This is a genomic window from Oleiphilus sp. HI0117 (assembly GCF_001635235.1).
This window is the reverse complement of the sequence record NZ_LWGA01000636.1, coordinates 1-13,529: the sequence shown is the minus strand read 5'-3', so window position 1 is coordinate 13,529 and position 13,529 is coordinate 1. Positions and strand designations below refer to the sequence as shown.

The following is a 13,529-nucleotide window of genomic DNA, read 5'->3' as shown; positions in this document are numbered from 1 at the left end:
AAAAAATAAGTACTGACCTTAACAACAACAAACACTTTAAAGAGGCTTTTCAGCGTTTGAGCAAACAGCAGCCTACACTTGATTACGTAGACAATGTCGTGAAGATTTCTGGTGCATATGGAGTTGGTAATAATCTCTTTAATGAGCTAATTAGCGAACAAAATGAGCATAACAAATTAAATGATATCGCCCATCGCTATGAAGCACTGAAAACCAACAAAATCACCAATAATAGTGAGCAAGCAGCTCTGTCGAAGGATAACAGCTTCCGCTTAACGATAAACGCATAAACCGTACCCGCCTAAACAAGCGGTGATACTTAGCCCTCGAAAGCCGAGATGTCACCGCAGCCTTTACGAACAATCTCCGTTTCTTCGCCTGATAAGTTCACCACAGAGGTTGCCTCAAAGCCACAGAAGCCACCATCTATAACCAAATCAAGCGTATGCTCTAACAAAGAACGAACCTCGTAAGGGTCAGTCATAGGCATATCATCACCAGGCAAAATAAGCGTTGTACTCATTATTGGCTGACCAAGCTCTTCCAGCAAGGCTAAAGCAATTTCGTTGTCCGGAATTCGGATACCGATTTGACGTCGCTTTGGGTTCATTAAACGCCGCGGAACTTCAGTCGTCGCATCGAGAATAAACGTATAAGGGCCCGGTGTGTGTGCCTTTATCTGGCGGTATTGTTGATTATCAACTTTAGCGTAGGTTGATATATCCGTTAGGTCACGACATACCAGTGTAAAGTTATGCTTTTCATTAAGCTTTCGAATCTGCCTAATTTTATCGGCGGCCTTCTTGTCGCCTAAATGGCAACCTAGTGCGTACGCAGAGTCAGTCGGATAAGCAATCACACCACCGCTTTCAATGATCTCTGCCGCATGTTTAATCAACCTCGCCTGAGGGTTCTCAGGATGAATCTGAAAAAATTGACTCATCGTACCTACTCCTAATAAAGGGCAATTCCAATTGAATATCTATCAGCTATTTAGGGTTCTGGCCTGCTACAGCTGTACTATTTAGAGCCACCCATACAGTTTGGGGACTCTGGTGATTTCTCACCCATGATACTCGACCATTCTTGCGGAACATATAAATGTAGTGCCAAAGCATGTAGGCCTTGCTCCATTAAGCCACCAAGCAAGGCATAGACACTTTGATGACGAGCAACTTTAGACTTTCCCTCAAAATCCTCAGTAACCAAAGTCACCTTAAAGTGAGTCTCAGAGTTAGGAGGCACGCTATGCATATGGCTCTCATTTAATACCTCTATAAACTCAAGTTCAAAATTGTTACTCAACAAGTCCTGAATCTCTTTTTGACGCGACATCTTAGTACAACCATTTCATCTATGTAATTAAGCATTATAACAGCGAAACTCGCTATTCAAGGGGGTCTGATACTAATCTCTAAATCATGATAAAGCGAGCAAAATGATCACTTGCTTAAAACTGCCCTCCAGTGCCACGAAAACAAAACTACAAAAGCATTACAATTTAGAACAATCTTGATAATGATTCAGCATGTATTATCTGTAGGATATTAGCTAATTTCCAAGACAATTCAGAAAAAGCATCTACACTAGAAAAAACACAAAAAAATAATACAGAACATATATTTAGGGGATAATGATGAAAATTGCTTTGTTAGAAGACGAGCTGGAACAAGCACAAAACCTTAGTGCGATGCTGGTAGAAAACCAACATAGTTGTGATTTCTTTCAGACTGGCAAATCTTTTTTATACGAAGTACTACATAACAGTTATGACTTGTTAATCCTTGATTGGCAGCTTCCAGACATGGAAGGTACCGAAGTTCTTAAATCGATTCGCTCAGAGCTTAGCTGGCGGATACCTGTAATATTTCTGACCTCCAGAGATAGCGAAGCCGATATTATAACGGCCCTTGATGCAGGCGCTGACGACTATCTTGTCAAACCAGCCAGACCTGGAGAGTTAAAAGCTCGAGTCAACGCCTTAGCAAGACGCTCCGCAAACGAGGTAGAAGAGCAAGAGGAGATGGTTATTGGCCCTTATGTGATTAATCTGACTAAAAGAACCATCGTGTCTTTTGGTGAAGACGTGCCACTGACCGATAAAGATTTTGATTTAGCCGTCTTCATGTTTCAGAACATTGGGCGCCTACTATCCAGAGACTACCTGTTGGAAAGGGTTTGGGGAATTTCTATCAACATCAATACTCGGACCGTCGATACGCATGTCAGTCGCTTAAGACGCAAATTGCATATCAAACCTGAGAACGGATTTCGCGTGAAAACAGTTTATCAACATGGGTACAGGCTGGAAAAAGTTGGCGACTAGAGATAAGGACAGCAGCTCTTAACCTGCTCTTGGCTAGAAGCTTTGATATTAATAATGTAGTGAGCATGATTTATTTATGAAATTTGGACGTATTGATATCCATAAACTAACGACGACAGTCATCAACTTCGTCATGCTCTTATGCCTTTCTTGTGCTATTTCTAGCGTCTTGCTAACTTCGGTATCGTTTGCTCAAACACCTCAGGTGGAAGAGTGGCACTACACGCTGCGCCCTGGCGACAACCTGCAAAAAGTCAGTCAAGGCCTTCTCAACAGACAGCACACCTGGACTGATTTAATACGTTATAACAAGATTGAACAGGTCTCGGCCCTGGCCCCTGGCTCAATTATTAAAATCCCTATGCACTGGCTAAAACATCAACCAAAACCGGCTGTTGCCAAGTCAGTTTCTGGTAGTGCCTTGATCAAACGCGCCAGCAAGAGTGTATTTAAGCTACTCAAAACAAATATGAATATTCGTGTCGGTGATGAAGTTGCGACAAAAAAAGGTAATGTTTTAATTGAGTTTGCAGACAGCTCAACCATTCGCTTGGAAGAAAATTCCAACCTGGTCTTCAATAAACTGTCCCACTTTGGCAAGACTGGCATGGTTGATACGCGACTAAGGCTCAAGAGAGGCTCACTGTCCACTGAGGTTACACCCTTGGTTAAAGGATCTCGCTACGAGATTACCACCCCATCGGCGGTAGCAGCCGTGCGCGGAACTGAATTTCGTTTGAGTACCCAGGGTAATGAAACACAGCTGGAAGTTATTGAAGGTGAAGTCTCTTTTGCTGGTGAACATGGGACGACTCAAGTTTTTGCAGGCAACGGTGCGCGCATCAAAAAAGGTAGCGCGATTATTGAGCAGACAAAGTTAGCTGACGCCCCCAAAGCACTATTTGCAGAGAGAGTTGTAGACGACCTTCCTTCAACTCTGTCTTGGGAAGAACAAAAAAGCGCCGAAGCTTATCGAGTTCAACTCACTGACAATAAGCAAAATGGAAAACTTGTTAAGCAAGGGAAAATACAAAAGCCTGAACTTGAGTTGGAACATATTGAGAATGGTGAGTATGACGTTTCCATGCGCGCCATTGACGCTAATGGTTTTGAGGGTGTCGACTCCGTTACACGCATAGCAGTGGACATTGGCACAGAGCAAGCAAAACTCATTGCGCCGCTTGCCAAAAGCATACTTGATAGTACCAAACCTACATTTAGCTGGAACTTTGTTAAACCGGATACGCTCGGAAAACTACAGATTTCCAAAGACAAAGGTTTCAACCTGCTAATCAGCCAAACAGACTTTGATGCAGCGCAGCAGATTGCACCAAGGAAAGCATTGATGCCCGGCTCATACTATTGGCGCGTAGTATCGCTTGCAGATGACGGCGAAACAGCGAATAGCGAAGTGCGTAACTTTTCTGTCCGCGGTATATTGAAACCCGTGAAGATTCTAAGTGTTAACTATATCGACAGCCAAGTTGGCCTGTTCTGGAATAAAGTAGACAATACCCAAGCCTACATATTGCAGGTGTCTGATAGCAAAAGCTTCGAAAACATTCTGAAAGAACAGACCATTGCCAAGGCTCGAGCCCACCTAAGATTAACACCTGGAAAGCGCTATTTCGCTCGGGTTAAGGGAATTGGCAACGAACTATTCAGTTCAGACTTTGGCCCAATCAAAGAGCTATATATTGAAAATGAATAATATGTTGCCTTGCAACAATAATGTTCGTACTGTCATCGGCGCATATCATTTTTTCACATGACAGCGAACATTTTTGCTAAGATGCGTTCGGCCCAACAACGACAGCAATAATAATAGAACCTTATGGCTAGAAACATTCCCGAATCCAGGCCTTATGCGCAGTACCTTTTGACTCTCGCCCTACTCGTGGTGAGCGCTTTTTTGGTCTATACACAAGCGGCCAAGCGCCTCGATCTCTTGGCTTACGACACCGCAATAAACCTCACCCCGGTTCCCGCTGACGAAAATACGGTTATCATCGCCATAGATGAAAAGAGTCTCAATAGTATTGGCCAATGGCCATGGCGGCGTGCAATCCATGCACAGCTAATTGAAAAACTAACGCAGTACAACACCGCACTGATTGCCTTAGATATACTTTTTTCAGAAAAAAGCGCTTCGCACCCAGAAGATGACCTTGCCCTCGCAGCAGCGATCAAGAATAACGGCAACGTTCTACTGCCATTGCACCTACAACCGCTGACTCACGGCGGAACACTTGTTGAAATTCTTCCGATACCTAAACTGGTTGAAGCTGCCAGAGGTATGGGTCATGTCCATGTTGACCTGGACCAAGACGGACTTGCGCGCGGACTATATTTGAACTCAGGTGTCGGCGATGCTCATTGGCCTAGCTTATCAATGGCGATGGCAAGCGAAGTTAACCCCATGATCCAATATATTCGCATGGTAGCATCAAGTAACTCTCCTTATATGTCAGTCAACACCCAATATCGCTTAATACCTTTTGCTGGCCCTGGCGGCACATTTCCGACCTACAGCTATCTGGAGGTTATGCTTGACCAAGTACCTGCTGAAGCATTTCGCGACAAGACCATTTTGATCGGCGCAACGGCTGCAGGTCTAGGCGATATTATTCCAACGCCTGTATCAAGAAGCGGCACCTCAATGTCTGGCGTTGAACTCCATGCCAACGCCTACTCTGCACTACTTAATAATACCGCTATTCGACCTGTTGATTCGGTTTGGGCTTACTTGCTGACATTTGCTTTCATCATGATCCCTATCCTGCTGTTTCCGCGACTCAAACCAACGCATGTCTTACCTTCTGCGATCCTGCTAGTACTGTTGGTTTTTAGTTTTAGCTACCTACTAATACTACTAGATAAGACCTGGTTTCCACCCATTAATGCAATCATTGGTATTTTACTCGCATACCCTTTGTGGAGCTGGCAACGCATGCGGCAGCTAAACCAATTTTTAAACCATGAGTTGGAAAGGCTTGAAAAAGAACCTGCGATTAGCTTCCGTCATATCGGTCAGCACCCGGTGCAAGAAATCTTCGAATCTTTAAATGCCCTGCTAAAACCTAAGCACTACGTTCTACTTAAAGATAAGCAAATTATTCTGCAAGATGAACATACGCCGCTTAGTTACCAGCGCTTAAAATCAACAAACAAGTGGATGCATGATGGGCACACCAGCTGGATAACCCTAGCTCAGGAATCTGACTCTGGCGTGACATCCTTCTACCATATGGGCTTTGTATGGGCTCATCCAACCAACCTATCTGAACATCAGGACTATCTAAACAAACTCGACTTCACAACACCACTAGCACGCAATAAGCCCCGATATTATGAGAAGGTTGCCAATCGAATATCACAGGTACGTGAAGCAATACATTCCATGCAAGACATGAGAACCTTTATATCAAAAGGCTTCGAAGAAATTCCCAATGCGGTATTTGTTACCGACCCTGTTGGCTTAATCGTATTTACCAATAGTCATGCTCAAACTTGGTTTTCTGAATCAAACGGAACGCTACTAGGACAAGCTATTTGTACATTGTTTGACCCCCAACAAAACATTCAGCTAAGTCAAAATATGAGTAAGGTATTAGTCAACGGCGCACAGACCAATGATGAAATCCAGTTAAATGATAGAGACGTTCAGGTTCATTGCGCCCCCTTTATTGTCGATGAAGACATTGACGCAGGCTTGATGATCACACTTTCAGATATCACCGAAATTCGCCAACAACAGCGTGAAAAAAATCAGCTTATTGACTTTTTATCTCACGATGTCCGTTCTCCGCTGGTATCACAGCTAGCCATGCTTAACGGGCTCAGAACTGGTCGAATCAACTGGGATAGCACGCTAATTGATGAAATTGAAAGCCACGCCAAAAGAAGCTTGAATCTGTCAGACCAATTTTTGCAAATCACTCGCGCAGAACAGAGCGCCGAGCAAAGCTTTTATGAGTTTGACCTGCTCAATGCAGTCGAAGATAGCATTGACTCCTTGTCCCAACAGGCAAAAGCGAAAGGCATTAATCTAGAGTTCTCTGATGAAGAACCTATCTGGCTACTCGGCAATGCAGAGTTGATTGAGCGAGCTATCACCAACCTGCTTTCCAATGCTGTCAAATACAGCCCTGAAGACACAACGGTTACAATTAAAACCCGTTGTACTCAAGATAAGGCGATTATCGATATTTCAGATCAAGGCTTTGGCATCAGTCCTGAAGAGCTTCCTTTTATTTTCAAGCGCTTTCACCGCCAAAGACAGACAGAATTAAGCGGCGATAAAGGTGCAGGTTTAGGTTTGAATTTTGTCCAGGTTGTAATTAAAAAACACAAAGGTAGCATTGATGTTCAGAGCGAAGCGAATCAAGGCACCTGCTTTACCTTGACCTTACCACTAGCAGAGAATAATTAAATACTTGGAGCAACATTCCATGACAACTAAAGTTTTGTTCATAGGTTTAGGGGTAATGGGATATCCTATGGCTGGTCACCTTTCCAAACATTGTGACCTTCACGTCTACAATCGTAGTACCTCAAAATCCCAACGTTGGCTCGAAGAGTATGAAGGCCAAATACTGCTAGACCTTAAGAAGATTGATCATAAGTTCGACCTCGTCATAAGCTGCATCGGCAATGATAAAGATCTCGAAGAGGTCTACCTGTCCGAACAAGGCCTGCTCGCCCAATGCGATAGCAAAACACTTTTTATCGATCACACCACCGCTTCCGCTGAACTCGCTAGACGTATTGACGCCAGCACTAAGCAAAAAGGTATGGCATTTATCGACGCTCCCGTTTCTGGCGGCGAACAGGGTGCAATTAATGGCCAGCTAACCATTATGTGCGGCGGCGAAGAAGCAGCTTTCAAACAGGCAAGCGACCTTATGCGGCACTATGCCAAAGCAATGAACCTGCTTGGCCCGTGCGGCTCAGGACAACTCTGCAAAATGGCCAATCAAATGGCCGTAGCCGGTGTGGTACAAGGGCTGGCCGAGGCCATCCATTTCTCAGAGAAAGCTGGCCTGGACTGCAAGCAAGTCGTCGATGTGATATCCAAAGGAGCTGCGCAATCATGGCAAATGGATAATCGTTCAGACACCATGATCGATGCCGAATACGAACACGGTTTTGCCGTAGATCTAATGCGCAAAGACTTAAACATCTGTTTATCTGAAGCTCGGAATATCGGCGCAAAACTTCCCCTAACGGCGCTGATTGACCAGTTTTACGCAGATGTACAGGATATGGGTGGTGCAAGGTGGGATACCTCCAGCTTACTTGAAAGGTTACGTAAATGATGGACATAAAAAAAGCCGCTTAGCGCGGCTTTTTTTATGTCTGACAACTCGCTACTTCTTTTTAGCTTTTGCCTTTTTAGCTTTAGGCAATGTCTCAACCCACTTTCCATCCTGGTAATGAGCCGACCAGCCAGTAGCTTTAACCTTCTCTTCGACTTTTTCTTCAGACATCACATACTGCTCTTTCGTCTTGCGGCTAAAACGGACAATCGACGGATTGCCCTTATTATCTTTCACCGGCGCTGAGAAAAGAAATTCATACTTAGTATCAATTTCATCTTTATGAGGCAGCAGTTCACTCACTAAGGGAGCACGAGTTTCACGATTCTTCGGGAACTTACTTGCCGCGAGGAATAATCCCGCAGCCCCATCTCGTAAGATGTAAGTATCTTCAACCTTCTCACAAGTTAATTCAGGCATCGGCACTGGGTCCATCTTCGGTGGCGCGGCTTCACCATTTCGCAATAACTTACGAGTATTTTTACACTCTTCATTGGTACAACCAAAGTACTTACCAAAGCGGCCGGTGCGAAGCTGCATTTCTGATGAACACTTATCACACTCTAATACAGGGCCATCATAGCCCTTGATCTTAAACTCACCCTCTTCAACTTCATACCCAGAACAGTCCGGGTTGTTACCACAAACGTGTAGCTTACGTTGCTCATCGATCAGATAACTGTCCATGGCGGTTAAACAAATTGAACAACGGCGCTTCTTACGCAAAAGTTTTGACTCGCCTTCCTCATCATCTGCACTGGCGATTTCATCACCCGGTACAAGATTGATCGTCGATTTACAACGCTCTTTTGGCGGCAAGGAGTAACCTGAACAGCCCAAAAACACGCCCGTACTACCCGTACGAACCTGCATATGACGACCACAACTAGGGCAAGGAATATCTGTCTCGGTTGGATCATTTTCACGCATACCACCATCAAGCGACTGTGCTTGGTCTAGTTGAGTTGTGAAATGGTCGTAGAAATCATTAAGAACCGCTTTCCAGTCCTTTTCATCTTGAGCAACATCATCCAGTTGTTCTTCCATCTGAGCGGTAAAACTGTAGTCCATCAGCTCAGAGAAAGATTCAACCAAACGATCGGTAACAATATCCCCCATCTTCTCGGCGTAGAAACGCTTGTTTTCAAGCTTCACATAGCCACGATCCTGGATCGTTGAAATAATCGCTGCGTAAGTTGAAGGGCGACCGATCCCTCTTTTTTCCAATTCCTTAACCAAAGCGGCTTCTGAATAGCGCGCAGTCGGTTTGGTAAAATGCTGCTTGGGATCCAGTTTATCTAAAGATAGTTCATCGCCAACCTGAAGATCAGGAAGGATGACATCATCGTCTTTCTTGCTATTCGACGGCAACACTTTCAAGAAACCGTCGAACTTCATAACACGACCACGCGTACGAAGTGTAAAGTCACCCGCTGTCACTTCCAAAGACGAACTCAAAAATTCGGCATTATTCATCTGACAGGCCACAAAGTTACGCCAAATCAAGTCGTACAGTCTCTCAGCGTCCTTCTCAAGGCTTTTTATGCCTGAGGTAAGCACCGTTACGTCAGATGGACGAATCGCCTCGTGAGCTTCCTGAGCTCCCTCTTTACTACTATATAGTCTCGGCGCATCAGGCACATACTTACTACCCATGTTCTCAGCGATATAATCTCTACATGCGTTGACAGCATCTTCACTCAAGTTCGTCGAATCAGTACGCATGTAGGTGATATAGCCCGCTTCATAAAGACGCTGAGCTAACATCATGGTTTTCTTTACACTAAAACCTAATCGAGTACTGGCTGCTTGCTGCAAAGTAGAAGTAATAAACGGAGCATTAGGCTTGGAGCTTGTCGGTTTGTCTTCTCGTTTGGAAACTGCAAACGCGGCTTTATTCAATGCCTCTTGGTGAGCTTTGATTTGATCAGCATTTACCGGACGGAAAGCGCTACCTTGATAGCGACTGACCTGAAAGCGTGTATCACCTTTTTTATCAGCACAGAGGTCAGCAAACATTTCCCAATATTCTTCTGGGACAAACGCTCGAATTTCTTTCTCACGCTCAACAATCAGGCGTACAGCAACAGACTGTACACGACCGGCTGAAAGTCCTCGTGCCACCTTCGCCCAAAGCAAAGGTGAAACCATAAAGCCAACCACCCGATCCAGAAAACGGCGGGCTTGTTGAGCATCAACGCGAGATTGATCCAATTCTGCCGGCACTTCAAAAGCTCCTTGAATTGCCTTCTTGGTAATCTCATTAAAGACAACGCGCTTATAGCGTTCATCATCGCCACCAATTGCTTCTTTTAAGTGCCAAGCAATGGCTTCTCCCTCTCTATCCAAATCGGTTGCGAGAAAGATTTGATCGGCATTCTTAGCGAGCTTCTTGAGTTCGGTAACAACCTTTTCTTTACCAGGCAGCACTTCATAGCGTGCTTCCCAGTCATTTTCCGGGTCGATCCCCATACGGGCAATTAGCTGTTCCTTGGCTTTACGCGCTTTATGAACCGCTTTTTCTTCCGGGCTCATCTTACGTGTAGCAGCAGCCTGTTTAGCACGCTCTTGAGGGGTACTGGTAGAACCCCCCCCCGAGGTAGGCAAATCACGAATATGCCCCACACTGGACTTTACGATGTAATCAGAACCGAGGTATTTATTAATTGTCTTAGCTTTTGCTGGTGACTCGACAATAACGAGGGACTTACCCATAAAACTCCAAACTAAAGTGGTTGCTCATACGCTGCAATCTAGCTGTATATTTTTTCAGCAAAACATACCCTAAAAAGAACAAACGTGAGAATAAGTTGAATATATAAGGCGACATATATATTGATTTGTAGCTAAAGGGTCAAGTCATTGCAATGTTTTTTTCTGATTTTTGAACAAACTAGCTAGCATTTTTAAAGCCTTTGCTACACTTAAAGGGAATAAAGCCTGAAACATAGTCCACATGAATAGTACACTTATAATATCTTTGATAGCCTCCATCATTGTTATCTCAATGGTTGCCAGTGGCATAAGTTATAGCCGCCAACAAGCAATGAAAAAGCGCAAGCTTCGCATTAACAAACTAAGGCAACAAGCTGATGAGCTATTAAGCTACACCTCACTTTTATTAAAAATTGATGAAAGCTACGTACTGATCACCCAAGTTCAATCTTTAGCAGTGAACGCCTTAAAAGCAGCGCAGCAATTAGCCCCCGACGATCAATTAATTCTTTCCCACTTACGAACTCAAGAGGGAAAGTTACTAAACTTCAAAAGCGGACAACGAGAAAATAAAGTCGCCTGTTATGTCACCAGTGATATTGAACTGACCCAGGCACAAAGCCAAATCGGTCAAATCAGTAAGTTACTCGACATCTATCGCAATAAAGGCTCATTAACGGCGGCAAAGTGCCAGGAGCTGCAAATTCATCTGCAAACAGTCAAGGTCGAGCTCAACATAAATAGTAACTTATACCAGGCCGACAGCTTCGCTGAGGAAGGCGATATGACGATGTATCAGATGCATATCAAGCAAGCTCTGGACTTGCTGAAAAAGACCAGCATAGATAATGATACGAAAAACACCCGCATACGAGAGCTAAGCGAACTCCTGACCGAAGCAAAACGAACAAACCGTGTCGTAGGCGAAGGTAACTTGATCAAACCTCAAGCCAAGAAGGCAAAAAAGAAAAAACCGATCAGCGACTCAGCAGAAACGGAAACCAATCAAAACGAATGTACCGACACTTCAACTGAGCAAAAATAGAAGTAGTGAGTCGACTTAAGTAAATCTACCCCCTCTTAAAACAAAAAAACCGCAGCCAAAACTGCGGTTTTTTCTTATCTTATTAAGACACACTCCCGAAGAATACTTCCTATTGCCTAAGCAATCTTCCTGGGAGCGTGCTTATCAAAGATGGTCTTACAGACGTTCCCAAATTGTTGAGATGCCCTGACCAAGACCTACACACATGGTAGAAACACCATATTTGCCGCCCTTATCTTCAAGAACATTCAACAAAGTCGTTGAGATACGTGCACCTGAACAACCTAGTGGGTGACCCAAAGCGATCGCACCACCATTCAGGTTAACTTTAGTCTCTGCAACATCTAGCAACTTAAGATCTTTCATTACTGGCAAAGACTGACCTGCGAAAGCTTCGTTAAGCTCCCAGAAATCGATATCTTCAATGGTAAGACCAGCACGCTTAAGTGCTTTCTTAGTTGCTGGAACTGGGCCGTAACCCATGATAGCTGGATCACAACCTGCAACAGCCATTGAAACGATACGAGCACGTGGCTTAAGGCCAAGCTCTTCTGCTTTCTCAGCTGACATCAACAACATTGCTGCTGCGCCATCTGTAAGCTGTGAAGACGTACCCGCAGTTACTGTACCGCCTTTAGGGTTGAAAGCTGGCTTCAACTTGCCTAGAGACTCTGCAGTCGTTTCTGGACGGATTGTTTCATCGTCCTCAATAAGAACTTTAAAACCGTTCTCATCATGACCTTCAACTGGAACGATTTCGTTCTTAAAACGACCTTCCAATGTAGCTTCGTGAGCTAGACGGTGTGAACGCGCGCCAAACTCATCTTGCATTTCACGTGAAATACCGTGCATTTTAGCTAACATTTCAGCCGTTAGACCCATCATGTTAGATGCTTTTGCAGAGTACTTACTTGCTGCTGGGTTGTGGTCGAAACCTTTAGTCATGGATACGTGACCCATGTGCTCAACACCACCCACAACAAACACGTCACCGTTACCGGTTTGGATTGCTTGTGCAGCTGTGTGAATTGCACTCATCGCAGAACCACACAAACGGTTAACCGTTTGAGCGCCAGCAGCGTGAGGAACTTTAGTTAACAATGAAATTTGACGAGCAACGTTAAAGCCCTGCTCCATTGTTTGGTTAACACAACCCCAGATTACGTCTTCAACGTCATTAGGGTTCAATTTTTCGTTACGATCAAAAATAGCATCAATCAGCGTAGCTGAAAGTGTCTCAGCACGTACATTGCGGAAACAGCCATTTTTAGCACGACCCATTGGGGTACGTACTGCATCGATGACGACGACATCTTTTGGATTAAGACTCATAGATATTCTCCGTTCGATTCTGTTTCAGCGATTAGCCGAAAAACTTCTTGCCAGTTTTAGCCATTTCTCTCATACCCTCTGTTGGAGTGTAAAGAGCACCTAGATCAGCATACTTGTCAGCGATCTTATTAAATTCTTCGATGCCGATAGAATCGATGTAACGAAGCGCACCACCACGGAATGGAGGGAAGCCGATACCGAAGATAAGACCCATATCAGCTTCTGCTGCAGTCTCTACGATACCATCTTCAAGACAACGTACAGTCTCGATACATAGAGGAACCATCATACGCTCGATGATTTCTTCATCTGTAAATTCATTGTTGTTAAGAACAACAGGCTTGATCATGTCGTAAACGCCTTCGTCCTTCACTTTCTTCTGCTTACCTTTACGGTCTAGCTCGTAAGTGTAGAAGCCTTTGTCGTTCTTCTGACCGTAGCGGCCATCTTCAAACATAACTTCCATCGCAGTACGGAACTCATTCTTCATGCGATCAGGGAAGCCTTCAGCCATGACTTCACCAGCGTGAATAGCTGTGTCCATACCTACAACGTCTAGCAAGTAAGCAGGACCCATAGGCCAACCGAATTTCTCCATGATCTTATCAACGCGCTGGAAGTCAGCACCGTCACGTACTAGCGCAGCAAAGCCACCGAAGTATGGGAACAAGATACGGTTAACTAGGAAACCTGGGCAGTCGTTAACAACAACAGGCGTCTTACCCATTGCTTTAGCGTAAGCAACTGTCGTAGCGATTGTTTCTTCGCTAGTTTTCTCGCCACGGATAACCTC

11 protein-coding genes are annotated in these 13,529 nt (G+C 44.5%); 6 read left to right on the top strand and 5 right to left on the bottom strand.

Features of this window, described 5'->3' with window-relative positions; translation table 11 throughout:
* Nucleotides 1-290: hypothetical protein (locus A3757_RS26605; protein WP_197469937.1), on the top strand; the 290-nt coding region annotated here is incomplete at its 5' end.
* 29 nt (nucleotides 291-319) lie between these two features.
* Here A3757_RS26605 and A3757_RS07790 read toward each other — a convergent pair.
* Together A3757_RS07790 and A3757_RS07785 are read right to left on the bottom strand one after the other, a co-directional pair.
* Entirely contained in the window at nucleotides 320-943 is a 624-nt protein-coding gene (locus tag A3757_RS07790) for an L-threonylcarbamoyladenylate synthase (RefSeq protein ID WP_068509760.1), read from the bottom strand.
* A gap of 77 nt (nucleotides 944-1,020) precedes the next feature.
* Nucleotides 1,021-1,335, bottom strand: a complete 315-nt coding sequence (locus A3757_RS07785) for a BolA family transcriptional regulator (protein ID WP_068509757.1) — start codon at nucleotides 1,333-1,335, stop codon at nucleotides 1,021-1,023.
* Nucleotides 1,336-1,633: 298 nt separating this feature from the next.
* Between A3757_RS07785 and A3757_RS07780 the strand changes: the two genes are divergently transcribed.
* From A3757_RS07780 to A3757_RS07765, 4 genes are all read left to right on the top strand, one after another.
* The gene (locus A3757_RS07780; RefSeq protein ID WP_231872080.1) at nucleotides 1,634-2,326 is read left to right on the top strand and encodes a response regulator transcription factor; all 693 of its coding nucleotides are present in this window, start codon (nucleotides 1,634-1,636) and stop codon (nucleotides 2,324-2,326) included.
* Between the two features lie 76 nt (nucleotides 2,327-2,402).
* Nucleotides 2,403-4,037 (top strand): FecR domain-containing protein, encoded by a 1,635-nt coding sequence (locus tag A3757_RS07775; protein WP_068553046.1) that lies wholly within the window; start codon nucleotides 2,403-2,405, stop codon nucleotides 4,035-4,037.
* Between the two features lie 123 nt (nucleotides 4,038-4,160).
* The gene (locus A3757_RS07770) at nucleotides 4,161-6,758 is read left to right on the top strand and encodes a CHASE2 domain-containing protein (protein ID WP_068509752.1); all 2,598 of its coding nucleotides are present in this window, start codon (nucleotides 4,161-4,163) and stop codon (nucleotides 6,756-6,758) included.
* Between the two features lie 19 nt (nucleotides 6,759-6,777).
* Nucleotides 6,778-7,644, top strand: coding sequence for an NAD(P)-dependent oxidoreductase (locus A3757_RS07765; RefSeq protein ID WP_068509750.1), 867 nt, complete (start codon nucleotides 6,778-6,780; stop codon nucleotides 7,642-7,644).
* Between the two features lie 51 nt (nucleotides 7,645-7,695).
* On the opposite strand, the gene topA is transcribed toward A3757_RS07765, so the two are convergent.
* A complete protein-coding gene (gene topA, locus A3757_RS07760; RefSeq protein WP_068553047.1) occupies nucleotides 7,696-10,359 on the bottom strand; it encodes a type I DNA topoisomerase in 2,664 nt (887 codons plus the stop codon).
* Nucleotides 10,360-10,600: 241 nt separating this feature from the next.
* Here topA and A3757_RS07755 point away from each other — a divergent pair, with 241 nt between their 5' ends.
* Complete coding sequence (locus A3757_RS07755; RefSeq protein WP_068749923.1) at nucleotides 10,601-11,404, top strand: hypothetical protein; 804 nt, start codon at nucleotides 10,601-10,603, stop codon at nucleotides 11,402-11,404.
* A 156-nt stretch (nucleotides 11,405-11,560) separates the two neighbouring features.
* On the opposite strand, the gene fadA is transcribed toward A3757_RS07755, so the two are convergent.
* Nucleotides 11,561-12,736, bottom strand: coding sequence for an acetyl-CoA C-acyltransferase FadA (fadA, locus tag A3757_RS07750; protein WP_068509740.1), 1,176 nt, complete (start codon nucleotides 12,734-12,736; stop codon nucleotides 11,561-11,563).
* 31 nt (nucleotides 12,737-12,767) lie between these two features.
* Nucleotides 12,768-13,529: 3-hydroxyacyl-CoA dehydrogenase family protein (locus A3757_RS07745; RefSeq protein ID WP_231878240.1), on the bottom strand; the 762-nt coding region annotated here is incomplete at its 5' end.

Bases quoted from the DNA above. Each gene is read 5' to 3' on its own strand.
- A3757_RS07790 (WP_068509760.1), bottom strand. From the start codon at position 943: ATGAGTCAATTTTTTCAGATTCATCCTGAGAACCCTCAGGCGAGGTTG.
- A3757_RS07785 (WP_068509757.1), bottom strand. From the start codon at position 1,335: ATGTCGCGTCAAAAAGAGATTCAGGACTTGTTGAGTAACAATTTTGAA.
- A3757_RS07780 (WP_231872080.1), top strand. From the start codon at position 1,634: ATGATGAAAATTGCTTTGTTAGAAGACGAGCTGGAACAAGCACAAAAC.
- A3757_RS07775 (WP_068553046.1), top strand. From the start codon at position 2,403: ATGAAATTTGGACGTATTGATATCCATAAACTAACGACGACAGTCATC.
- A3757_RS07770 (WP_068509752.1), top strand. From the start codon at position 4,161: ATGGCTAGAAACATTCCCGAATCCAGGCCTTATGCGCAGTACCTTTTG.
- A3757_RS07765 (WP_068509750.1), top strand. From the start codon at position 6,778: ATGACAACTAAAGTTTTGTTCATAGGTTTAGGGGTAATGGGATATCCT.
- topA (WP_068553047.1), bottom strand. From the start codon at position 10,359: ATGGGTAAGTCCCTCGTTATTGTCGAGTCACCAGCAAAAGCTAAGACA.
- A3757_RS07755 (WP_068749923.1), top strand. From the start codon at position 10,601: ATGAATAGTACACTTATAATATCTTTGATAGCCTCCATCATTGTTATC.
- fadA (WP_068509740.1), bottom strand. From the start codon at position 12,736: ATGAGTCTTAATCCAAAAGATGTCGTCGTCATCGATGCAGTACGTACC.